This is a genomic window from Cupriavidus sp. F041, assembly GCF_057814235.1.
In genome coordinates this window covers 2,560,813-2,582,933 of sequence record NZ_JBVASY010000002.1, presented here as the reverse complement: position 1 = coordinate 2,582,933, position 22,121 = coordinate 2,560,813, and the positions used below count along the sequence as shown (strand labels likewise).

Annotated in this window: 20 protein-coding genes; 18 read left to right on the top strand and 2 right to left on the bottom strand. The window is 64.6% G+C overall.

Annotated elements, in window-relative coordinates; genetic code table 11:
- The first annotated feature begins 1 nt into the window (after position 1).
- The 3 genes from ACZY0R_RS29285 to ACZY0R_RS29275 are packed head-to-tail and all read left to right on the top strand — an operon-like array spanning position 2 to position 2,880.
- Positions 2-856: a peptidoglycan DD-metalloendopeptidase family protein gene (locus tag ACZY0R_RS29285; RefSeq protein WP_488863323.1), complete on the top strand. Its 855-nt coding sequence runs from the start codon at positions 2-4 to the stop codon at positions 854-856.
- Positions 857-862: 6 nt separating this feature from the next.
- The gene (gene rpoS / locus ACZY0R_RS29280) at positions 863-2,035 is read left to right on the top strand and encodes an RNA polymerase sigma factor RpoS (RefSeq protein WP_045239441.1); all 1,173 of its coding nucleotides are present in this window, start codon (positions 863-865) and stop codon (positions 2,033-2,035) included.
- Positions 2,032-2,880, top strand: coding sequence for a 3'-5' exonuclease (locus tag ACZY0R_RS29275; protein ID WP_488863321.1), 849 nt, complete (start codon positions 2,032-2,034; stop codon positions 2,878-2,880). The genes rpoS and ACZY0R_RS29275 overlap by 4 nt, the downstream gene beginning before the upstream one ends.
- An 18-nt stretch (positions 2,881-2,898) precedes the next feature.
- On the opposite strand, the gene ACZY0R_RS29270 is transcribed toward ACZY0R_RS29275, so the two are convergent.
- Complete coding sequence (locus ACZY0R_RS29270) at positions 2,899-3,768, bottom strand: endonuclease/exonuclease/phosphatase family protein (RefSeq protein WP_488863319.1); 870 nt, start codon at positions 3,766-3,768, stop codon at positions 2,899-2,901.
- Between the two features lie 179 nt (positions 3,769-3,947).
- On the opposite strand from ACZY0R_RS29270, the gene rlmD reads away from it, so the two are divergent.
- Entirely contained in the window at positions 3,948-5,402 is a 1,455-nt protein-coding gene (gene rlmD, locus ACZY0R_RS29265; RefSeq protein ID WP_488866250.1) for a 23S rRNA (uracil(1939)-C(5))-methyltransferase RlmD, read from the top strand.
- A gap of 98 nt (positions 5,403-5,500) precedes the next feature.
- Here the strand turns inward: rlmD and ACZY0R_RS29260 are convergent, their stop codons facing one another.
- Positions 5,501-6,202, bottom strand: a complete 702-nt coding sequence (locus ACZY0R_RS29260; RefSeq protein WP_045239437.1) for a Bax inhibitor-1/YccA family protein — start codon at positions 6,200-6,202, stop codon at positions 5,501-5,503.
- Positions 6,203-6,536: 334 nt separating this feature from the next.
- On the opposite strand from ACZY0R_RS29260, the gene ndk reads away from it, so the two are divergent.
- The 14 genes from ndk to ACZY0R_RS29190 all read left to right on the top strand — a co-directional run bounded on the left by ndk (position 6,537) and on the right by ACZY0R_RS29190 (position 22,058).
- Complete coding sequence (gene ndk, locus ACZY0R_RS29255) at positions 6,537-6,962, top strand: nucleoside-diphosphate kinase (protein WP_441632036.1); 426 nt, start codon at positions 6,537-6,539, stop codon at positions 6,960-6,962.
- Positions 6,963-7,015: 53 nt separating this feature from the next.
- A complete protein-coding gene (rlmN, locus tag ACZY0R_RS29250) occupies positions 7,016-8,164 on the top strand; it encodes a dual-specificity RNA methyltransferase RlmN (RefSeq protein WP_276290033.1) in 1,149 nt (382 codons plus the stop codon).
- On the top strand, positions 8,161-8,940 hold the full coding sequence (gene pilW / locus ACZY0R_RS29245) for a type IV pilus biogenesis/stability protein PilW (RefSeq protein ID WP_488863316.1): 780 nt from the start codon (positions 8,161-8,163) through the stop codon (positions 8,938-8,940). The genes rlmN and pilW overlap by 4 nt, the downstream gene beginning before the upstream one ends.
- Positions 8,933-9,937 carry a RodZ domain-containing protein gene (locus tag ACZY0R_RS29240; protein ID WP_488863314.1) on the top strand — a complete coding sequence of 335 codons (1,005 nt, stop codon included), beginning with the start codon at positions 8,933-8,935 and terminating at the stop codon, positions 9,935-9,937. Before pilW ends, ACZY0R_RS29240 begins: the two co-directional genes overlap by 8 nt.
- Positions 9,938-9,987: 50 nt before the next feature.
- Positions 9,988-11,280 carry a flavodoxin-dependent (E)-4-hydroxy-3-methylbut-2-enyl-diphosphate synthase gene (ispG, locus tag ACZY0R_RS29235; RefSeq protein ID WP_488863312.1) on the top strand — a complete coding sequence of 431 codons (1,293 nt, stop codon included), beginning with the start codon at positions 9,988-9,990 and terminating at the stop codon, positions 11,278-11,280.
- Positions 11,281-11,412: 132 nt separating this feature from the next.
- Positions 11,413-12,693, top strand: coding sequence for a histidine--tRNA ligase (hisS, locus tag ACZY0R_RS29230; protein ID WP_488866248.1), 1,281 nt, complete (start codon positions 11,413-11,415; stop codon positions 12,691-12,693).
- Between the two features lie 75 nt (positions 12,694-12,768).
- Positions 12,769-13,401, top strand: a complete 633-nt coding sequence (locus tag ACZY0R_RS29225; protein ID WP_035874867.1) for a YfgM family protein — start codon at positions 12,769-12,771, stop codon at positions 13,399-13,401.
- 95 nt (positions 13,402-13,496) lie between these two features.
- Positions 13,497-14,684 (top strand): outer membrane protein assembly factor BamB, encoded by a 1,188-nt coding sequence (gene bamB, locus ACZY0R_RS29220; protein ID WP_488863310.1) that lies wholly within the window; start codon positions 13,497-13,499, stop codon positions 14,682-14,684.
- 225 nt (positions 14,685-14,909) lie between these two features.
- Positions 14,910-16,253, top strand: a complete 1,344-nt coding sequence (gene der / locus ACZY0R_RS29215; RefSeq protein ID WP_035874870.1) for a ribosome biogenesis GTPase Der — start codon at positions 14,910-14,912, stop codon at positions 16,251-16,253.
- Between the two features lie 208 nt (positions 16,254-16,461).
- On the top strand, positions 16,462-16,701 hold the full coding sequence (gene hfq / locus ACZY0R_RS29210) for an RNA chaperone Hfq (protein ID WP_006157757.1): 240 nt from the start codon (positions 16,462-16,464) through the stop codon (positions 16,699-16,701).
- A gap of 297 nt (positions 16,702-16,998) precedes the next feature.
- Complete coding sequence (gene hflX / locus ACZY0R_RS29205) at positions 16,999-18,246, top strand: GTPase HflX (protein ID WP_488863307.1); 1,248 nt, start codon at positions 16,999-17,001, stop codon at positions 18,244-18,246.
- A gap of 104 nt (positions 18,247-18,350) precedes the next feature.
- A complete protein-coding gene (hflK, locus tag ACZY0R_RS29200) occupies positions 18,351-19,748 on the top strand; it encodes an FtsH protease activity modulator HflK (protein ID WP_488863305.1) in 1,398 nt (465 codons plus the stop codon).
- A gap of 11 nt (positions 19,749-19,759) precedes the next feature.
- Complete coding sequence (gene hflC, locus ACZY0R_RS29195; RefSeq protein ID WP_488863303.1) at positions 19,760-20,668, top strand: protease modulator HflC; 909 nt, start codon at positions 19,760-19,762, stop codon at positions 20,666-20,668.
- Positions 20,669-20,894: 226 nt separating this feature from the next.
- Entirely contained in the window at positions 20,895-22,058 is a 1,164-nt protein-coding gene (locus ACZY0R_RS29190; protein ID WP_045239427.1) for an ATP phosphoribosyltransferase regulatory subunit, read from the top strand.
- The last annotated feature ends 63 nt before the right edge of the window (positions 22,059-22,121 follow it).

Sequence of the window (22,121 nt, the reverse complement as noted above, 5' to 3'; positions counted from 1 at the left end):
TATGCACAATATCGTGAACACGGAACGTATCGCCCGCGCCGGGCAGCTCGCCACCGCCTCCCTGTTGCTGGCCCTGCTGGCGGCCTGCGCCTCCTCGCCGATGCCAGCGCCGGTGGTGGACCGCACCTCCGGCGCCGGTGTCGCTGGCGTCGTCCCGCTGGAGCCTGCGCCGCCTGGATACTATCGCGTCAAGCGAGGCGATACGCTTTATCGAATCGCGCTCGAGAACGGCCAGTCCTACCGCGATGTCGCGGCCTGGAATTCGCTCGCGAATGCGAATCAGATTGAGGTGGGTCAATTGTTGCGGGTGGTGCCGCCGGGCGCCGACGTCAACGCGGGCACTGGCGTGGCCACCGTGCCGGTGGCGCCCGGCAGCGTGCAGGCGCAGCCGATCGACCAGGCTCGTCCGGTTCCCACCCCGATTCCGTCGACTGCCGCCGCTGGCGGGGCTTCCGCGCCCTCGGCGCCCGCGTCCGCCGCCGCCGCTGAAGGCACAATCAAGCTGGCATGGCCGGTCACCGGCCAGTTGATCGGACGATTCGACGAAAAAGGCAACAAGGGCATCGATATTGCCGGCAAGAAGGGCGATGCGGTGCAGGCTGCCGACGATGGCCGCGTGATTCACGTTGGCCCCTTGCGCGGCTACGGGAATCTTGTCATCATCAAACACAACGATACATATCTCACTGCTTACGGCCACAACGACAAGGTGCTGGTGACGGAGCAGGCAACGGTCCGCAAGGGACAAAAGATTGCAGAGATGGGCAACAGTGACACCGATCGTGTGAAACTGCATTTCGAGGTACGCAAGAACGGGAAACCAGTCGATCCGATGCGGTATCTGCCGCCACAGTGAGGGTTCATGCCACGCCAGAAAACTGTCTCTACCGGAAGCACCAGCCGGACCCGGCGTTCCAAGCAGCCGGAGTTGCAGCAGTCCGCTGGCGTGGCGCGAGCCGACGCCGATTCCGAAGCCTATGAACAGGACCCGGCCGCCGACATGGTTCCACTGACCGATGAGCCCATCACCACGGGTACGGCGGTAGGATTGCGCGAGGCCGACCTGATGGTCGAGGAAGTCGAACGGCAGGCCCGCGACGAGGACGAGGAAGACTCCGAGGACGAAGAGGAAACCGAGAACGGTACAGAGGCCGCCGCGCCCGACCATGACGATTTTCGCACCGTGCTGCATACCGAACTGGCAGCCGATACCGTCCAGCATTACCTGAACCGTATCAGCATCAAGCCGCTGCTGTCGGCCCCCGAGGAACTGCATTTTTCCACGCTGGCCAAGGGTGGCGACTTTTCGGCGCGCCAGGTCATGATCGAGCGCAACCTGCGGCTGGTGGTCAGCATTGCCAAGGGCTATCTCAATCGCGGCGTGCCGCTGCTGGACCTGATCGAGGAAGGCAATCTCGGCCTGATGCACGCGATCGAGAAATTCGATCCCTCGCGTGGATTCCGTTTCTCGACCTACGCCACCTGGTGGATCCGCCAGAGCATCGAGCGCGCCATCATGAACCAGGCGCGTACCGTACGCCTGCCGGTCCATGTCATCCGCGAGCTCAACCAGGTGCTGCGTGCCAAGCGTCATCTGGAAAAAGGCGGCACCGACGGCCGCGACGCCAGCCTGGAAGATATCGCCCATCTGCTTGGCAAGACGCCCGACGAAGTGCAGGACGTGCTCGCGCTCAACGAGCACACCACCTCGCTCGACACGCCTTTCGATCTCGATCCGGGCTCCAGCTTGCTCGATTTCCTCTCGGACGAGCACAACGCCGCGCCCGACCAGGAGGTCGCGCACCGGGAACTGGAAAACCTGATGAAACAGTGGCTGGCGCGCCTGTCGGAAAAACACCGCTACGTGGTGGAGCGCCGCTTCGGCCTTAATCATATCGAGCCGGCCACGCTGGAAGAACTTGCCGAGGAAATGGGACTGACACGCGAACGCGTGCGCCAGATCCAGCAAGAGGCGCTGGTCAAGCTCAAACGCCATTTTGCATCGCAAGGCGTGCGCAAGGACGCTGTTCTATGACACCTGTGCTGGTTTTCGACATCGAGACGATTCCCGATGTCGATGGATTGCGTCGTCTGCACGACCATCCCGATTCCATGAGCGACGCCGAAGTCGCCGAACATGCCTTCGCGGCCCGCCGCGAGAAAAACGGCAGCGATTTCCTGCCGCACTACCTGCAGCGCATCGCTGCCATTTCCTGCGTGTTGCGCCGGAACCAGCGGGACGGCAGCCCGGTCTTCCATGTGGGCTCGCTGGGCACGCTGGAAGACGGCGAGGCAGTGCTGATCCAGAAGTTCTACGACCTGGTTGCGCGCTATTCGCCACAGATGGTGTCGTGGAACGGCGGCGGCTTCGACCTGCCCGTGCTGCACTACCGCGGGCTGGTCCACGGCATCGTGGCGCAGCGCTACTGGGAAATGGGCGAGGGCAGCGAGTCCGACAGCCGCGATTTCAAGTGGAATAACTACATCAGCCGCTACCACATGCGGCACCTCGACCTGATGGATCTGCTGGCGATGTACCAGCCGCGCGCCAGCGCACCGCTGGACGACCTGGCCAAGTTGTGCGGCTTTCCCGGAAAGATGGGCATGGATGGCAGCAAGGTCTGGCAGGCCTTTCAGGATGGCCAGTTGGGCGCGATCCGCGACTACTGCGAGACTGATGTCGTCAATACCTATCTGATGTATTGCCGCTTCCAGTTGATGCGCGGCGGCCTGACGCCCAGGCAGTTCGATACCGAGATCGAATTCGTGCAGGAATCGCTTGCCGAGTTGCCCGGTTCGCAGTGGATCGAATACCTCCAGTCCTTCCGCATCAAGCCGGTGCACGCTGGCGGCGATGACGACGAAGAACCGGAGATCTGACAGCGCCTCGCCTCCCTTTTATTCGTCCGCCAGGGACAGATAGATCGGCTGGTGGTCCGAGGCCTGCGTTTCGCTGTCCACCTCGCAGCACAGCACGTGCGACAGCAGGTCTTCCGTGAGGAAGACAAAGTCGCATGCGAATGGTGCTTCCGGCCACTGATCCTTGTCGTGCAACGCGCAGGTGGGCGCGTGGGGCTTGCCGGGATTGGCGTGCATCCAGGCGTCATGCCAACCGATGATGCCGGTCTCGTGAGAGCCATCGTACGGTGCCAGCATGCGCAGATACGCAATGTCGTCCGGGACGCTGTTGAAGTCGCCGCACAATACGGCGGAAGCGGGGCGCGGCTCGGGCGTGAACGGGCCGGGGCCGGTTTCAGCCAGGCCGGGCTGGCTGGCGTGCTCGCACGCTTCGCGGTGCCATGCGCGCAGCGCGTCGGTCTGGGCTGCGCGCTGGTGCGTCGAGTAGTACTCGAGATGGGTGCAGATCACGCGCAAGCGTCGATCGCCTGCCAGCACCGTAGCTTCCAGCGCGACGCGTGGCATCGATGGTACGGTTGGATCGGCAGGCCAGGGCAGGGCGTGGTGGAACACTTCGCACAGGGGCAGGCGGGTGGCGATGAGGTTGCCGAACTGGCGCGGCGAACCATCCGCGGAGAAGCGGTCCACCCCCGGCGCGTACAGAATCCGGTAGCCGGGGAGCAGTGCCGCCAGTTCAGCCACCTGGTCTGGGCCAGGTCCGCCGCCGAGGTCGCCATAGCCCCGTGTCACTTCCTGCAGGCAGAGCACATCGGCATCTGCGATCGCGCGCAGAGTCCTGACCGTGCGACCCAGGTCCACGCGCCCGTCGGCGCCACGACCCCACTGGATATTCCAGGAAATCAGTTCCATGTCGCCTCCCTGCTCGAATTCCGTTGCGCGCGGTGCCGGTGTTCGGTGCCGGCGGTGCCACGCGCACGCTGCATCCATGTTGCGCCTATCTTGCGCGCTTGTCCCATTGTTGTTACGTCGAAGCCGCCGCGCGGCCGCTCGAGGCAGCGTCTGGACTACAATCGCGCTTTTACAAAACAATACGTCAGGTCCCCCAGGTGTCCCAAGCCGTGACTCGTCCGCAAGCCCAATCGGCGCCAGAAGGTGGCGCTTCCGCCTCCCCGGCGGCTCCCGTTTCCGCTCAGCCCGCGCCCGCGGCGCAGCCCGTCGTACAGATCCACAGCCTCGATATGGAGGCGCGCGGCGTTGGCCGGCTGGTCAATGAAGACGGCACTCCCGGCAAGGTGATTTTCGTCGAAGGCGCGCTGCCGGGCGAAACCGTCAGCTACCGCAGCTTCAAGCGCAAGGCAAGTTACGAACAGGCGAATCTGGTCGAGATCAAGAAGTCTTCGTCGATGCGCGTGGAACCGGGCTGCCAGTACTTTGGTATCTGTGGCGGTTGTTCAATGCAGCACCTGGATGCACGCGCGCAGGTGGCCATCAAGCAACGCGTCCTGGAGGATGATCTCTGGCATCTGTCGAAACTGCGCCCGGACGTGGTATTCCGCCCGATTGCAGGGCCTGACTGGGGCTATCGCTACCGGGCCCGTCTGACCGTGCGGTATGTGGCCAAAAAAGGCACGGCACTGGTCGGCTTCCATGAAAGGAAGAGCAGCTATGTGGCAGATATGACGCGCTGCGAAGTGCTGCCGCCGCACGTTTCGGCCCTGCTGGTGCCCCTGCGTGAACTGATCACGGGACTGTCGATCCGTGACCGCATGCCGCAGGTCGAACTGGCTGTGGGCCAGGACCTGACAGTGCTGGTGCTGCGCATCCTGGAGCCGCTTACCGAGGCTGACGAGGCGTTGCTGCGCGGCTTCGCGGACCGGCACGGCGTGCAGTTCTGGCTGCAGCCCAAGGGGCCGGACACGGTGGTGCCGTTCTACCCGCTTGACCGCGAACTGGCCTATACGCTACCGGAATTCAATATCCGGATGCCGTTCAAGCCGACTGATTTTACCCAGGTCAACCATCAGATCAACCGCGCGTTGATTGGCCGGGCGTTGCGCTTGCTGGACGCCCAGCCGGATGACCGGCTGCTCGACCTGTTCTGCGGCATTGGTAACTTCACGCTGCCGCTGGCGACGCGCGGCCGCTCGGTGATGGGCATTGAGGGCAGCGAGGTCCTGACCAGGCGGGCGCTTGCCAATGCGGCTGTCAACGGGCTGGACCACAAGACCGAGTTTGCTTGCCGCAACCTGTTCGAGGTGGGCGCCGAGGACATCGCCGCGCTCGGCCGCTTCGACCGCTGGCTGATCGATCCGCCGCGCGAAGGCGCGCTGGCGGTAAGCAGGGCGCTGGGCGAACTGGCCCAGGCTGGCAGCGATGTGCTGCCCAAGCGCATTGTATATGTGTCCTGCAACCCGGCCACGCTGGCGCGGGACGCCGGCTTGCTGGTGCACGAGGCCGGCTACCGCCTGTCGGGCGCGGGGGTGGTCAATATGTTCCCGCACACCTCGCACGTCGAGTCGATCGCGGTGTTCGATCGGGGCTGATGGCCGGCGCGGGCGGCCGGACGATGCAAAAGAAAAATGCCAGCGCCCAGGCGCTGGCATTTTTTGTTCCGGAGCAGGGCGGCGCGAGGCCGCCCGCCTCAGTCGCGGTTGCCGCCGAAAATGCCGAGCAGTGCCAGCAAGTTGGCGAAGACGTTGTACACGTCCAGATAAATTGCCAGCGTTGCCGTGATGTAGTTGGTCTCGCCGCCGTTCAGCACGCGCTGCACGTCGAAAAGGATATAGGCCGAGAAGATGCCGATGGCGATCACCGAAACCGTGATCATCAGGGACGGCAACTGCAGCCAGATATTGGCGACGCTGGCCAGGATCAGCAGAATCACCCCGACGAACAGGAATTTGCTCAGCCCGGAGAAGTCGCGCTTGCTGACGGTGGCGACGGTGGCCATGGCGCCGAATACCGCCGCTGTGCCGCCGAAGGCATACATGATCAGTGCCGGACCGTTCGAGAACTGCAGCACCGACCCGATCAGGCGCGACAGCATCAGGCCCATGAAGAAGGTAAAGGCCAGCAGCAGGACCACGCCCATGCTGCTGTTCTTGGTCTTCTCGATGGCGTAGAAGAAGCCGAACGCGATGCCCAGGAACAGGATCAGCGACAGGCCGGGGCTGCCTTTCATCAGGCTGAAGCCGGTTGTGACGCCGATCCAGGCACCGAGTACGGTGGGGATCATCGAAATGGCGAGCAACCAGTAAGTGTTGCGCATGACCCGATTGCGCACCACAACGTCGCTCGTTGCGGTGCCGCTGCCGAAACTGTATGTGTTCAGCTTGTTATCCATGGTGACTCCTGTCTCAAAACGGCGAGGCGCCGGGGTAACCCAGCGGGCACAACGCAAATGTGGCATCGCGGAGGGGGAATTGCAAGGGGCGGGGAACTCATTCGCCACTTTTACGCAGAATCCGCGCTGCCAGTGACCATTCGATCGCCATGCGCCTTGTGCGTTCCCTGCCCGCGCCCTCTTTAATGTGATCTTTGTGTTGCTTTGCGGCGTAGGCTCCATCAGTCCCGGCATTCGGTGACGGGCGACTATGGGCATTCTCGAAACCATAACTGTCTCGTGCTAGAATTGCACGTTTAATCCAGTTGTAACCCCTTCATTTTTCGGAGTTTTTATGGCGATCGAACGCACCCTGTCGATTATCAAGCCGGATGCCGTGGCAAAGAATGTCATTGGCCAGATTTACGCGCGTTTCGAGGCCGCCGGCCTGAAGGTCGTGGCTGCCAAGATGGTTCACCTGTCGCGCGGCGAAGCCGAGCAGTTCTACGCAGTGCACGCAGCCCGCCCGTTCTTCAAGGACCTGGTGGACTTCATGGTTTCCGGCCCGGTGATGATCCAGGCCCTGGAAGGCGAAAGCGCCATCCTGAAGAACCGCGACCTGATGGGCGCGACCGACCCGAAGAAGGCTGAAGCCGGTACCATCCGCGCCGATTTCGCCGACAGCATCGACGCCAACGCCGTGCACGGCTCGGACGCAGCGGAAACCGCTGCCGTCGAGATTGCTTTCTTCTTCCCCGGCATGAACGTTTACAGCCGCTGATTGTCTGGCATATTGCCCAAGACTAGACTGATATTGAAGTCGATACTGCCGTCATGAACACTCTCGTCAACCTGCTCGATCTGGATGCGGACGCGCTCACCGCTTATTGCGGGGAGCTCGGCGAGAAGCCGTTTCGTGCGCGGCAGTTGCAGCGCTGGATTCACCAGTTCGGCGCCAGCCGTTTCGATGCCATGTCGGATCTCGCCAAGTCGCTGCGCGAAAAGCTCGCCACGCGGGCCGAGATCCGCTCGCCCGCCGTTATCACCGACAACCTGTCGGCCGACGGCACGCGCAAGTGGCTGCTCGACGTTGGCGCCGGCGATGCGGTGGAGACGGTGTACATCCCTGAGGAGACGCGCGGCACGCTGTGCGTGTCTTCCCAGGCGGGGTGCGCCGTCAATTGCCGCTTTTGTTCCACCGGCAAGCAGGGCTTCTCGCGCAACCTGTCCACTGGCGAGATCATCGGCCAGCTATGGATGGCCGAGTTCGCCATGCGTGCCCAGCTGGGCCGTGGCCCCAAGGACGACCGCGTCATCTCCAATGTGGTGATGATGGGCATGGGCGAGCCGCTGCTCAACTACGATCAGGTGGTGCCGGCCATGCGCCTCATGCTGGACGACAACGCCTATGGGCTGTCGCGCCGGCGCGTGACGCTGTCCACTTCCGGCGTGGTGCCGATGATGGACCGCCTGGCCAAGGATTTGCCCGTGGCGCTGGCAGTTTCGCTGCACGCGTCCAACGACCCGTTGCGCGACATGCTGGTGCCGCTCAACAAGAAGTATCCGCTGGCCGAACTGATGGCGGCTTGCCGTCGCTATCTCGAATTCGCCCCGCGCGATTTCATCACTTTCGAATATTGCATGCTGGATGGCGTCAACGACGGTGTCGAGCATGCCCGGGAACTGTTGAAGCTGGTGGCCGACGTGCCATGCAAATTCAACCTGATCCCGTTCAACCCCTTCCCGGAGTCGGGCCTCAAGCGCTCGAACAACGAGCAGATCCGTCGCTTCGCCCAGGTCTTGATGGACGCCGGCATCGTCACCACCATCCGCAAGACCCGCGGCGACGATATCGATGCCGCCTGCGGCCAGCTGGCTGGCGAGGTCAAGGACCGCACCCGCCTGGCGCAGCGCGGCAAGTTCGGCAAGATCACGCCGATCGTGGCTGCTCCCAGCCAGCCGCAAGAGGCACGCCCTGCATGACGCGTCTGATAGTCGCGGTCCTGATGGGACTGGTGCTGCTGTCTGCCTGCCAGCTGCCGCCGCCGGCCAAGCCGGAACTGCAGACGGCATCCGACCAGACCGATATTAGCCGGCGCGCCACGATCCGCCTCCAGCTGGCAACCAGCTACCTGGAGGCCGGCCAGTACGGCGTTGCATTGGACGAAGCGAAGCAGGCCATCGCGATCGATCCGACCCTGGTCGATGCGTACCATATCCGCGCGCTGGTCTATATGAATATGAACGAGCGCGTGCTGGCCGAGGAGAGCTTTCGCACCGCGCTGTCGATGCGCGCCGACGATGGCGACATACTGAACAACTATGGCTGGTTCCTGTGCATGAACGGGCGCTATGCCGAAGGCGTGCCCTACCTGGAACGCGCGGTGTCCGCTCCGTCGGCGAGCGGGCCGGGCAAGGCCCTGACCAGCCTCGGCACCTGCCAGTTGCGCAATGGCAAGGACGAGGCGGCCGAGAAGAGCCTGTTTGGCGCGCTGCGATTCGATCGCGGCAACCCGGTGGCGAACAGCAACCTGGCGCTGCTGTATTACCAGCGCGGGGACTACCAGCGAGCCCAGCAGTATGTCGGGCGCGTCAACAGCAGCAATTTCGTCAGCGCGCAATCCCTCTGGCTGGGTGCGCGCATTGCCCGCCGTCAGGGCGACGTCGCGGCGCAGAATGCCCTGGTGGCACAGTTGCGCAGCCGTTTCCCCGATTCGCGTGAGTTGACCGCATACGAACAAGGAGCATGGGATGAGTGAGCACGAGCGCGCCGAGGGCCAGACTGCAGCGACGGGACACGTGGGCGGCACCGCCGCCGACGCCGGGCGCGAGGCGGTGGCGCGCGAGATCGGTGATCGCCTGGCGCAAGCGCGCCAGCATCAGCGTTTCTCGCTGGAAGATGTCAGTGCGCGGCTGAAGGTCGCCGCGCACAAGCTGGCGGCGATTGAGCAGGGCGACGTCGCGGCGTTGCCCGACGTGACCTTTGCCAAAGGCGTGATGCGCGCCTATGCGCGAATGCTCCAGGTCGACATCGATGCCCTGCTGGCGCGCTTTCACGCGCAGGCCGTGCCGGTGGTGGAAATCGGCATGCGCCGCGAAGGCGGCCTGAACGAAAGCTTCGACGACCGCAACCGCTTTGGCTCGGGTGGCTCCGGTGGCCGCTGGATCTGGCTGGCCCTGGTCGTCGCCGTGATTGGCGGCGGCGTGTTTTTCGGCCTGGACCATTTCAAGCAATGGATGGAAACGCGAAAGGAAAACCTCACGGCGCCCCCGGCAGCGGAAACCACGGTGCAAGGCAGCGAGCCAGGTACCGTGACGGCCGCGCTGCCGCCGGTGATGGCTGCGTCCGACGCCCCCGCGCCTTCCGAGGCGCTGCCGGCCAGTGGCCCCGCCGTGGTGGCGCCGGCGGCCCCGGCCTCCGCCGGGATTGCTGGTTCGGCACCAGCGCCTGCGATGCCAGCGGCGCCAGCGCCAGCAGCGTCCGCCGCAACCGCGGTATCAACTGCGGCGGCCGGTACCGGCGAGTTGCGGATCCGTTTTACTTCCGACACCTGGTATGAGATCCGCGACCGCGGCGGCAAGGTTGTACTCGGCGGCACCGCGCGTGCCGGCCAGGATCTGAGCGGCGGTGGTACGCCGCCTTATAAAATCGTGATCGGCAATGTCAAGGGCGTCGAGTCGCTGACCCGCAACGGCACGCCGGTCGACCTGCAGTCCGCGAACCGCAACAACGTGGCGCGCCTGACGCTACCCTGAACGTCGTTTCTCCAGCCATGCGTATCTCCGCATTGCAAGGTGGTAATGCTATGAATCAACAGGCTTGTATGCCGGTCCTGCCCGGCCCGTTGCCCCGCCGCAAGACGCGCCAGGCGCGCGTGGTGTGGGGCGACAACGTGGTCACCATCGGTGGCGACGCGCCCGTGCGCGTGCAGTCGATGACGAATACCGACACGGTGGATGCCATCGGCACCGCGATCCAGGTCAAGGAACTGGCGCGTGCCGGTTCCGAGATTGTGCGCATCACGGTCAATACGCCGGAAGCCGCGGCGGCGGTGCCCGCCCTGCGCGAGCAGTTGGACCGCATGGGCGTGAATGTGCCGCTGGTGGGCGACTTCCACTACAACGGCCATAAGCTGCTGCAGGATTTCCCCGACTGCGCCCAGGCGCTGTCGAAGTACCGCATCAACCCCGGCAACGTAGGGCAGGGCGCGAAACGTGACACGCAATTCGCGCAGATGATCGAGATGGCCTGCCGCTATGACAAGCCGGTGCGCATCGGCGTCAACTGGGGCAGCCTGGACCAGTCGCTGCTGGCGCGCGTCATGGACGAGAACGCGCGGCGCGCCGAGCCGTGGCCGGCCCAGAACGTGATGGTCGAGGCGCTGATCACCTCCGCCATTGAGTCGGCGAAGAAGGCCGAGGAAATTGGCCTGCCCGGCAACCAGATTATCCTGTCGTGCAAGGTCTCGCAGGTGCAGGAGCTGATCGCGGTGTACCGCGAGCTGACCAAGCGGTGCGACTACGCCTTGCACCTCGGGCTGACCGAGGCGGGCATGGGCAGCAAGGGCATCGTGGCCTCCACCGCCGCACTCTCGGTGCTGCTGCAGGAAGGCATCGGCGACACCATCCGCATCTCGCTGACACCGGAACCCGGCGCTGCGCGCGAGAAGGAAGTCTATGTGGGGCAGGAGATCCTGCAGACCATGGGACTGCGCAACTTCACCCCGATGGTGATTGCCTGCCCCGGCTGCGGCCGCACCACCAGCACTACTTTCCAGGAACTGGCGTCCAGTATCCAGAGCTACCTGCGTGAGCAGATGCCCACCTGGAAGACCGCCTACCCAGGCGTGGAGGAAATGGATGTGGCCGTGATGGGCTGCATCGTGAACGGGCCGGGCGAAAGCAAGCATGCCAATATCGGCATCTCGCTGCCGGGCTCGGGCGAATCGCCGGCGGCGCCGGTGTTCGTCGACGGCGTCAAGGTCAAGACGCTGCGCGGCGACAGGATTGCCGAGGAATTCCAGGCGATCGTCGATGACTATGTGCGCACCCGATACGGCAAGGATGCCGGGCGCGCAGGTAATGAGGCGGCAGCCTGAGCCATCAAGGCCAGGCGCTGCAGGGAAAGACAACAGAAGATGAATCAACCCGTGAATCCGGCGGTCGCCAGCGACGGCGTCAAGGCCGACAGCAAGATCAAGTTGCCCAAGGCACTGCAGGGCGTCAAGGGCATGAACGACATGCTGCCCGCGGACGCGCCGCTGTGGGAGCATTTCGAGAGCGCCGCGCGCGCCATGCTGCGCGCCTATGGCTACCAGCAGATCCGCACGCCCATCGTCGAGCACACGCAGTTGTTCGTGCGCGGCATCGGCGAAGTTACCGACATCGTCGAGAAGGAAATGTATTCCTTCACCGACGCGCTCAACGGCGAGCAACTGACGATGCGCCCCGAGGGCACGGCGGCCGCGGTGCGTGCCACCATCGAGCACAACCTGCTGTACGACGGCCCCAAGCGCCTGTGGTACACCGGCCCGATGTTCCGCCACGAGCGTCCCCAGCGCGGGCGCTATCGCCAGTTCCACCAGCTTGGTGCGGAGGCACTCGGTTTCGCCGGTCCCGACGTGGATGCCGAGATCATCATGATGTGCCAGCGCCTGTGGGACGACCTCGGGCTGGTCGGGGTGCGGCTGGAGCTCAATTCGCTGGGCCAGGCGCACGAGCGCGCCGCGCATCGCGAAGAACTGATCAAGTACCTGGAAGACTTCCAGGACATTCTTGACGAAGACAGCAAGCGCCGCCTGTACACCAACCCGTTGCGCGTGCTGGATACCAAGAATCCCGCGCTGCAGGAAATGGCAAGCAACGCGCCCAAGCTGATCGACTTCCTGGGCGAGGAGTCGCTTGCCCACTTTGAAGGCGTGCAGCGCCTGCTCAAGGCCAACAACATCCCGTTCAAGATCAACCCGCGCCTGGTGCGAGGGCTGGATTACTACAACCTGACGGTGTTCGAGTGGATCACCGACAAGCTCGGCGCGCAGGGCACCATTGCCGGCGGCGGCCGCTACGATCCGCTGATCGCGCAGATGGGCGGCAAGCCGGCGCCCGCTTGCGGCTGGGCGATGGGCATCGAGCGCATCATCGAGCTGCTGCGCGAGGAGAAACTCGCGCCGCAGGCGGAAGGGTGCGATGTGTACCTCGTCCACCAGGGCGAAGCGGCGGGCCTGCAGGCCATGATCGTCGCCGAGCGGCTGCGCGATGCCGGGCTCGACGTGCTGCTGCACGCCACGCCGGACGGCAAGAGCGGCAGCTTCAAGTCGCAGATGAAGCGCGCGGACGGTAACGGCGCTGGCTATGCCGTTATCATTGGCGACGACGAAGTGGCGGCGGGTACGGTCCAGGTCAAGGATCTGCGGCAGGGCGCGCAGGCCGAAGGCGGTGGCGCGCAGGTGACGGTACCGGCTGAAGAACTGGTCGCCCACATCATCGACGCGATGGTCGGCGCCAGCGAATAAGAAAACCAGGCAGCGGAACCGGGGGCCGCGCGGCGCGGTCCCTTATAACAAACACACGCGGGTGGATCCCTCGACATGGCTTACGATCTAGAAGAACAGGAACAGCTTGAAAGCCTCAAGGCCTGGTGGCGCCAGTACGGCAATACCGTGACCTGGGCCCTGATCGCCGGCTTGCTGGCCTTCGCTGCCTGGAGCGGCTGGAACTACTGGCAACGCAAGCAGGCCGGCGAAGCCGCGCTGCTGTACGAGCAGGTCGTCAAGGCCGCCGAGAGCCGCGACGTGGAGCGGATCAAGCGCGCCGCCGGCGACCTCGAGCAGAAATTCGGCAAGACCGCCTATGGCCCCATGACCGCGCTGGTGTCGGCCAAGGTGCTGTACGATGCAGGCGACCTGGCCGGCGCGAAGACCCAGCTGCAGTGGGCGATCGACCACGGTGAAGGCGAATATGCCCACCTCGCGCGCGTGCGCCTGGCTGGCGTGCTGCTCGACGAGAAGGCTTACGACCAGGGCCTGGCGCTGCTGAAGGACGAGCCGCCGGCACCGTTCGTGGCACTGTATGCCGACCGCCGCGGCGATCTGCTGGCAGCCCAGGACAAGCGCTCGGAAGCACGGTCGGCCTATCAGAAGGCGCTCGACAAGCTGAGCGCCAACGATGCGGCCATGCGCCAGATCATCCAGTTCAAGCTCGACGCGCTGGGCACCGCCTGAAGGCGGTAGATCCGGCTAGCCCACAGGCCCGCGGGCGCTCGCATTTGCGCAGGCCCGCACCCTTGCGCTTCAACCCAATTCAGGATCGGAACCTCATGAAGTCATTGTTTTCCGGCACGGCCCAGAACCAGCAACACGGCAATTTCGTCCGCGCCCTGGTGGTGGCCACCGCTTGTGCGGCCAGCGTCGCCAGCCTTGGCGGCTGCTCGCTGTTCAGCAAGAGTGACAAGCGTACGCCGGTCGAACTCAAGCCGATCACCCAGACGCTGTCGGTGCGCCAGGCCTGGAAAGCCAGCGTCGGCAAGGGCGGCCCGTACACGCTGCAGCCCGCCGTCGCCGGCGGCACCGTCTATGCGTCTTCCAACGGCGGCAAGGTGGTGGCGCTCGACGGCGCCACCGGCCGTACCCTGTGGGAGGCCAAGACCGACATCGACCTGACCTCCGGGCCGGGTAGCGACGGCTCCGTCACGGCGGTGGCGGGAGAGAAGGGCGCAGTGATCGCCTTCGACGGCAGCGGCAAGCAGCTCTGGAAGAAGCAGGTCAATGGCGAGGTCCTCTCCGCGCCGCTGGTCGGCAACGGCCTGGTGGTGGTGCGTACGACCGATACCCGCGTGCTGGGCCTGGACGCGCAGACCGGCGAGCGCCGCTGGATCTACCAGCGCTCGCAGACCGCGCTCAACCTGCGTGCGTCGATGGGCATGGTGTTTGCCGGCGACGGCATTGTGATGGGCTTCCCCGGCGGCAAGCTGGGCGTGCTGGCCCCCGGCAACGGCGTGCTGCGCTGGGAGAGCACGGTTTCCTATCCGAAGGGCGTGTCCGAAATCGAACGGCTCAACGACGTGACGGGCCAGCCCATGGTCAATGGCCGCCAGGTTTGCGCCACCACGTTCCAGGGACGGATCGCCTGCCTGGAACTGGCCAATGGCCAGCCGCAATGGGGCAAGGATTTCTCGTCTCCGACCGGCCCCGCGCAGGATGACGCCTCGCTGTACGCCAGCGACGAGCGCTCGGTGGTCCATGCCTTCGACCGTCAGAACGGTACCGAACGCTGGAAGAACGATCAACTGCTCTACCGACGCCTCGGCACGCCGCTGGCGGTGGGGCGTTCGGTGGTGGCGGGCGATTACGAGGGCTATGTACACTTCATTTCGCGTGAGGACGGCCAGTTCGTGGCACGCCTGAAGACCGATGGCAGCGAGATTACCGCTGCGCCGGTTGTGGCGGGCACGTCCCTGGTGGTGCAGACGCGCGATGGCAACCTCTACGGCTTCGTGCCGGACTGAGGCTGTCAATATTCATGGCGACTGCCCATGCACCTGTCGGCATGGGCGGCGCCAATCCGGTAGCACGGCCCTCCTGGCCGTGCAGGTGAACGAGGTCGGGTTGCAAAGCTAACCCGGCCGCCCGACAGGAAAAGTGGCCAGGCGCGCGACGCCCGGCCGTCGGACCCATATCACTCCGGAGTTCCTGGGGGGCGGCATCTGCCGGCCCCCATTTCCGTTTATTGCATGAAACCAGTTATCGCTCTGGTCGGCCGCCCCAATGTGGGCAAGTCGACGCTATTCAACCGCATGACCCGTTCGCGCGACGCACTTGTCGCCGATTTGCCGGGGCTCACGCGCGACCGCCACTATGGCGAAGGCCGTATCGGTGAACGCCCGTTCATCGCGATCGACACCGGTGGCTTCGAGCCGGTGGCCAAGGACGGCATCGTAGCCGAGATGGCCAAGCAGACCCGCCAGGCCGTGGTCGAGGCCGATGTGGTGATCTTTCTTGTCGACGGCCGCCTCGGGCTGGCGCCCCAGGACCGGGTAATCGCCGATTACCTGCGCAAGACCGGGCGCCGTGTCATGCTGGCCGTGAACAAGGCCGAAGGCATGAAGTACACCACCGTGGTGTCCGAGTTCTATGAGCTGGGCATGGGAGATCCCTATGCCATCTCGTCGACCCACGGCGACGGCGTGCGAGAACTCGTCGACGAGGCGCTCGAGTTGGCGGTGAAGGAGCGGCCCGAACTCGCCGAGGAAGACGACGGCGCCCAGCGTGGCGTGAAGATCGCCATCGTGGGCCGCCCCAACGTGGGCAAGTCCACGCTGGTCAATACGCTGATTGGCGAAGAGCGCGTGATCGCGTTCGACATGCCTGGCACCACGCGGGACGCCATTTACGTGGAGTTCGAGCGAGGCGGCAAGCCCTACACGCTGATCGATACCGCCGGCCTGCGCAAGCGCGGCAAGGTGTTCGAGGCGATCGAGAAGTTCTCGGTGGTCAAGACGCTGCAGTCGATCGCCGATGCGAACGTGGTGGTGCTGTTGCTCGACGCGCAGCAGGATGTGTCGGAGCAGGACGCCCATATCGCCGGCTTCATCGTGGAATCCGGCCGTGCGCTTGTGGTCGGGGTCAATAAGTGGGATGGCCTCGACGGGCACTCCCGCGACCGCATCAAGCACGATCTGGAGCGCAAGCTGCAGTTCCTCGACTTCGCCAACTTCCACTTTGTGTCGGCGAAGGAGCGCACCGGCATCAGCGCGCTGCTGCGCTCGGTGGACGACGCGTATGCGGCGGCGATGGTCAAGCTGCCCACGCCGCAACTCACGCGGATCCTGCAGGAAGCGGTCGAATTCCAGCAGCCGCGGCGCGTCGGTGCAACCCGGCCCAAGCTGCGCTACGCGCACCAGGGCGGCTCCAACCCGCCCATCATCATCGTGCACGGCAATTCGCTTTCCGGCATTGCGGACACCTATCGGCGTTATCTGGAAAACCGATTCCGCTCGGCTTTCAAACTGAAGGGCACGCCGCTTCGCATCGAATTTCGTACGAACAAAAACCCATATGCGGACTCGAAGGATTGAGTCAGGCAGCGGGAGCCCAGGCGGCCAACTTTCGTTTGCGTTCGTTTGGAACTGAGGCTAAATTCACGGTAGCAGGGGGTTCCCTGCGAGGCGATGCTAGCTTGGTACCGTTTTGATCTTTTTTTGGCGCGGTTTTGCGCCGTTTGACTTGAATCGGGGATTATCGTCCCCATTGTCTATCACTAAATCTATAAATTTGGAGTGTGCCATGAGCAACAAAGGGCAATTGCTACAAGACCCGTTCCTGAACGCGCTGCGCAAAGAGCACGTACCGGTTTCAATCTACCTCGTCAATGGCATCAAGCTGCAAGGCAATATCGAGTCGTTCGACCAGTACGTCGTCCTGTTGCGCAACACCGTGACGCAGATGGTCTACAAGCATGCGATTTCCACCGTCGTACCGGCCCGCGCAGTGAATTTCCGCGTGGATGAAACGGCGGAAGGTTGATCTTTCGCGGAGTGTTCCGCAGTCTTTTTCGGCAGGCCGGTCGCATCACGACAAGGCTGCCAGTTGCCGGTGTCGCGCCGGGGCCGGATGCGCTGGCGCGACACCAAACGACGTCCGGCCATCCTGGCCGCACAACGGCCATGAGCAGGGACATGCTTCACCCTGGTGCATGCCGCCGCGGATAGCGTCCCGCTTCGAGTGTCTTCCCGGGCCACGGCGCTTGCCTCACGGCACCCGCCACTGCCTCCCAGCCGGTTCCAACCCGTTTTCCTTTCTCGCATTTCGCGATCCTCCCGTTTGCAATCCAGAGCCACCTCCAATTCCGAGACCTCCCGCGCCATCCTCGTCGGTGTCGATTTCGGCAAGCATGATTTCCAGGAAAGCCTGAGCGAGTTGGCGTTGCTGACGTCGACCGCCGGCTCCACCCCGGTACATACGCTGACCGGGCGCCGGTCGCGCCCGGATCCGGCGTTGTTCATCGGCTCAGGCAAGGCGGAGGAACTGAAGGAAGCCGCCGATGCGCTCGACGCCGACGTGGTGGTGTTCAATCACACGCTCAGCCCGGCGCAGCAGCGCAATCTGGAGCGTTTCCTGCAACGCCACGTGATCGACCGTACGGGCCTGATCCTGGATATCTTCGGGCAGCGGGCACAGAGCCACGTCGGTAAGGTGCAGGTCGAACTCGCCCAGGTCCAGTACCAGGCTTCGCGGCTGGTTCGCGCCTGGAGCCACCTGGAGCGGCAGAAGGGCGGTATCGGCATGCGCGGCGGCCCGGGCGAGCGTCAGCTCGAGCTCGATCGCCGCTTGCTGGACGAACGCGCCAAACGGCTCAAGGCCGACCTGACACGGCTGCAGCGCCAGCACAGCACCCAGCGGCGGGCGCGCGCCCGCAACGACACCCTGAGCATCTCGCTGGTCGGCTATACCAATGCCGGCAAGTCGACGCTGTTCAATGCCCTGACCAAGGCGCGTGCCTACGCGGCCGACCAGTTGTTCGCCACGCTGGATACCACCTCGCGCCGGCTTTACCTGGAAGATGTGGGCAACGTGGTGTTATCGGATACCGTGGGTTTTATCCGCGATCTGCCCACCCAGCTGGTGGCTGCGTTCCGGGCTACGCTGGAAGAAACCGTGCACGCGGATCTGTTGCTGCATGTGGTCGACGCCTCCAGTCCGGTGCGGCATGAGCAGATCGAGCAGGTCAACCGTGTGCTGGCCGAGATCAATGCCGACGACATCCCGCAGATTGTGGTGATGAACAAGATCGACGCCGCGCCGGAGCTTCTGGCGCAGGGCCCCAGGGTGGAGCGCAATGAGGACGGCGTGCCCACGCGCGTGTTCGTCAGTGCGCGCGACGGCATCGGTCTGGACACCTTGCGCGAGGCCTTGGTGGAAGTGGCGCGCTGGCTGGCCGAACGTCCGCCCGAACGTCCGCCGCTGGACCCGCGCCTGGCTGATGCGGCGGCTTATCACGACGACGATGACGGCGGCGATCATGATCGCGATGACACCGGGGTGCATCCGGAAGAACCCGACACGCATTGAGCCAGTTCGACGGAAATCACGGCCAGATTGCCCCAAATAGGAAAATGTGGCGTCGATGACTGTTAGAATCCCCCTGATCCAACTATCCCGGACCCGTGCACTTCATGCCCCAGTTTCCCCGGAATTCTGAATCGAGCCATGCCTTTGGCAGCCGCGCAGGTGGCCGCAACGGCGGCCATGCACCGTCGCGGACGGCCTGGCAGCGTTTGCGCGCGATCCTGTCGTTGAACGATCCACGTTGGGGTCGGGGCGGCCCGGATGACGAAGACAAGGACAAGGACAAGGACAGCCGCGACAACAATCGCCAGCACCAGCGTCCCCCGCAGGATGGTCCGCCCGACCTCGACGAGCTCTGGCGCGATTTCAATCGCCGCCTGAATGGCCTGCTCGGCCGCAAGGAAAACGGCGGTGGCGGCAACCAGGGCTTCGGCGGCGGCGCGCGCACGCCGGGCAAGGGCTCGGGCATCGGCGCCGGCGTGGTGGTGATCGCAGCGCTGGGCATCTGGCTGGCCAGCGGATTCTTCATGGTGCAGGAAGGCCAGACCGCCGTCATCCTGCAGTTCGGCAAGTTCAAGTACACCACGGGCCCGGGTATCAACTGGCGCCTGCCGTACCCGATCCAGTCCGCCGAGATCGTCAACCTGTCGGGCGTGCGTTCGGTTGAGGTGGGGCGCTCCACTTCGATCAAGGACAGCAACCTGAAGGACGCGTCCATGCTGACGCAGGACGAGAACATCATCGACGTCCGCTTCACGGTGCAATACGACATCCAGGACGCGAGCGAATTCCTGTTCTACAACAAGACCGATCGTGGTGGCGATGAAGAACTGGTGACCCAGGCCGCCGAGACCTCGGTGCGCGAGATTGTCGGGCGCAACAAGATGGACGCGGTGCTCTACGAGAACCGCGAGCAGATCGCACAGAATCTGGCCAAGTCCATCCAGTCGATCCTGAGCGCCTACAAGACCGGTATCCGCGTGATCTCCGTCAACGTGCAGAGCGTGCAGCCGCCCGAGCAGGTGCAGGCCGCCTTCGACGATGTCAACAAGGCCAGCCAGGACCGGGAACGTGCCATCAGCGAAGGCCAGGCTTACGCCAATGACGTGATCCCGCGCGCCAAGGGTACCGCCGCGCGCCTGAACGAAGAAGCCGAAGCCTACAAGGCGCGGGTGACCGCCCAGGCCGAAGGCGATGCCTCGCGCTTCCGGCAGGTCCAGGCCGAGTACGCCAAGGCCCCGCAGGTGACGCGTGACCGCATCTACATCGAGACCATGCAGCAGATCTATACCAATACGACCAAGGTGCTGGTGGATTCGCGCCAGGGCAACAATCTTCTCTACCTGGCGCTGGATAAGCTGATGGCGCAGTCGCAGGGCGGCACACCGGGTTCCGGCACCGCGCAGGCGCCCGCGGCCGGCAGCAGCACGCCTGCCGCGCCGGAAGCCGGTAGCGATACCCGGTCGCGCGAGCTGTTGCGCAACCGTGACCGCGATTCGCGCTGAGGAGCCCTGACATGAACCGACTGATTTCCGTAGTAATCGGCCTCTTCATCGTGCTGGCGATCGGCTCGTCGATGGTGTTCGTGGTGGACCAGCGGCAGTACGCCGTGGTGTTCGCGTTTGGCCAGATCAAGCAGGTGGTGAACGAGCCTGGCCTGCACTTCAAGCTGCCGCCGCCGCTGCAGAACGTGATCTTCATGGACCGCCGCCTGCTGACCATCGACGTGGCCGCCTCGGAGCGTTTCCTGACCGCCGAGAAGAAAAGCATGGTGGTGGACTGGTTCGTCAAATGGCGCATCACCGATCCACGCAAGTTCTACGTGGCCTTCAATGGCAACATCCGTGGCGCGCAGGACCGCATGACCCAGCGTATCGACTCCGTTGCCCGCGAGGAATTCGGCAAGCGCACGGTGGCGGAGCTGGTGGCCGGCGAGCGTGAGAAGGTGATGCAGAATATCCGCTCCGCGATGGCCGACTACGCCCAGTCCGTGGGCGTCGAGATCATCGACGTGCGCCTGAAGCGTGTCGACCTGCTGCCCGCGATCAGCGAATCGGTGTATCGCCGCATGGAGGCCGAGCGCAAGCGCGTGGCCAATGAGCTGCGCTCCACCGGCGCGGCCGAAGGCGAGAAGATCCGCGCCGATGCCGATCGCCAGCGCGAAGTCGTGCTGGCCGAGGCCTACCGCGATGCGCAGAAGATCAAGGGCGAGGGCGATGCCCGCGCCTCGCAGATCTATGCAGAATCGTTTGGCCGCGATCCGCAGTTCGCCCAATTCTGGCGCAGTATGGAGGCCTACCGCAATACGTTCCGCGACAAGCGCGACGTGTTGGTGCTGGAGCCCAATTCCGACTTCTTCCGCTATATGCGGTCGGCGGGCGGCGCTGCGGCGCCGGCGGCAGCGGCTCCGGCGAGCCGTCGCTAAGCTGGGCGGCCACGGCCGCCAGGCAATACGACAAAACCCCGGCTTGCCGGGGTTTTGTCCGGGTGGAGGGGTGGCTGCCGATGCCTTCGACGGGCGTCGCCGCCGTCTCATCCGCCGAGCCGGGTGACTGGTGCCCGGCTTGGCCGCTGTCCCGGCGCTAGAAGGGAACGTAATTCAACGGGTGGCCCAGGCCGCCCGGCAACTGTTTGAAGTGAAGAGATTTACCATGTCCAATCACTGGCTCCTGCCTGAAAACATTGCCGACGTGCTGCCGTCGGAGGCCCGCAAGATCGAGGAACTGCGCCGCCGCATGCTGGACCTGTTCCGCACTTACGGCTACGAACTGGTCATGCCGCCGATGCTGGAATACCTGGAATCGCTGCTCACCGGGACCGGCCACGACCTGGACCTGCGCACCCTCAAGCTGGTCGACCAGCTCTCCGGCCGCACCATGGGGCTGCGTGCTGACATTACGCCCCAGGTGGCCCGCATCGACGCCCACTTGCTGAACCGCTCCGGCGTGACCCGGCTTTGCTACGCCGGCAATGTGCTGCACGCCCGCCCGGCAGGTTTTCGCGCGACCCGCGAGCCGATCCAGGTCGGTGCGGAAATCTACGGCCATGCTGGCCTGGAAGCCGACGTAGAGGTCCAGGCCCTGATGCTGGCTGCGCTGCAAGTGGCGGGGCTGACGGAAATCCGCCTGGACCTGTGCCACGCGGGCATCCTGGAAGCGCTGCTGGACGGCCTGCCGTCGAGCCGGAAGATCGAGGATGCGCTGTTCGCCGCCCTGGAAACCAAGGATGTATCGGCGCTGCGCGAACTGACCGAAGGCATGCCGCAGGCCGAGCGCGACGCGCTGCTGGCCTTGCCGACGCTGTACGGCGGCGTGGAGGTGATCGAGCGCGCCCGTGCCACGTTGCCGGCAAGCCCGGCAATCGGCCGCGCGCTGGACGAACTGGCCGCGCTGGCCGCGGAAGTCCGCGGCGCGAGTGTCAATATCGATCTATCCGACTTGCGCGGGTATCACTATCACAGCGGCGTGATGTTTACGGCCTATGTGGCCGGCCTGCCCAATTACGTGGCGCGCGGCGGCCGCTATGACAAGGTGGGTGAAGCTTTCGGTCGCGCGCGGCCAGCGACCGGCTTTTCGCTCGATTTGCGCGAGGTTGCCTCGCTGTCGCCGCTCGAAGTGCGCGCTTTCGCCATCTTTGCGCCGTGGGATGCGGATCCCGCCCTGCGCACCGCAATCACGGCGCTGCGCGAGGCCGGCGAGATCGTGATCCAGTCCCTGCCGGGACACACGCACCAGCTCGACGAATTCAACTGCGACCGCCAACTGGTGCGCCAGGATGGCGCCTGGACGGTGATTCCTCGCAGCGCCGGGACCTGAGCGCAAGCGCCAGGCCTCGGAATTCCCCCGCGTTGCAGGCCGATCTCCCCAAAATCGGGGAGT

What these genes read in the sequence shown, in the direction of transcription:
- ACZY0R_RS29225 (WP_035874867.1), top strand. Translation starts at nt 12,769, where the DNA reads ATGGCTTACGATCTAGAAGAACAGGAACAGCTTGAAAGCCTCAAGGCC.
- ACZY0R_RS29240 (WP_488863314.1), top strand. Translation starts at nt 8,933, where the DNA reads ATGAGTGAGCACGAGCGCGCCGAGGGCCAGACTGCAGCGACGGGACAC.
- ACZY0R_RS29190 (WP_045239427.1), top strand. Translation starts at nt 20,895, where the DNA reads ATGTCCAATCACTGGCTCCTGCCTGAAAACATTGCCGACGTGCTGCCG.
- rpoS (WP_045239441.1), top strand. Translation starts at nt 863, where the DNA reads ATGCCACGCCAGAAAACTGTCTCTACCGGAAGCACCAGCCGGACCCGG.
- ndk (WP_441632036.1), top strand. Translation starts at nt 6,537, where the DNA reads ATGGCGATCGAACGCACCCTGTCGATTATCAAGCCGGATGCCGTGGCA.
- ACZY0R_RS29285 (WP_488863323.1), top strand. Translation starts at nt 2, where the DNA reads ATGCACAATATCGTGAACACGGAACGTATCGCCCGCGCCGGGCAGCTC.
- ispG (WP_488863312.1), top strand. Translation starts at nt 9,988, where the DNA reads ATGAATCAACAGGCTTGTATGCCGGTCCTGCCCGGCCCGTTGCCCCGC.
- hisS (WP_488866248.1), top strand. Translation starts at nt 11,413, where the DNA reads ATGAACGACATGCTGCCCGCGGACGCGCCGCTGTGGGAGCATTTCGAG.
- ACZY0R_RS29270 (WP_488863319.1), bottom strand. Translation starts at nt 3,768, where the DNA reads ATGGAACTGATTTCCTGGAATATCCAGTGGGGTCGTGGCGCCGACGGG.
- hflC (WP_488863303.1), top strand. Translation starts at nt 19,760, where the DNA reads ATGAACCGACTGATTTCCGTAGTAATCGGCCTCTTCATCGTGCTGGCG.
- rlmN (WP_276290033.1), top strand. Translation starts at nt 7,016, where the DNA reads ATGAACACTCTCGTCAACCTGCTCGATCTGGATGCGGACGCGCTCACC.
- hflK (WP_488863305.1), top strand. Translation starts at nt 18,351, where the DNA reads ATGCCCCAGTTTCCCCGGAATTCTGAATCGAGCCATGCCTTTGGCAGC.
- der (WP_035874870.1), top strand. Translation starts at nt 14,910, where the DNA reads ATGAAACCAGTTATCGCTCTGGTCGGCCGCCCCAATGTGGGCAAGTCG.
- bamB (WP_488863310.1), top strand. Translation starts at nt 13,497, where the DNA reads ATGAAGTCATTGTTTTCCGGCACGGCCCAGAACCAGCAACACGGCAAT.
- hfq (WP_006157757.1), top strand. Translation starts at nt 16,462, where the DNA reads ATGAGCAACAAAGGGCAATTGCTACAAGACCCGTTCCTGAACGCGCTG.
- ACZY0R_RS29260 (WP_045239437.1), bottom strand. Translation starts at nt 6,202, where the DNA reads ATGGATAACAAGCTGAACACATACAGTTTCGGCAGCGGCACCGCAACG.
- ACZY0R_RS29275 (WP_488863321.1), top strand. Translation starts at nt 2,032, where the DNA reads ATGACACCTGTGCTGGTTTTCGACATCGAGACGATTCCCGATGTCGAT.
- pilW (WP_488863316.1), top strand. Translation starts at nt 8,161, where the DNA reads ATGACGCGTCTGATAGTCGCGGTCCTGATGGGACTGGTGCTGCTGTCT.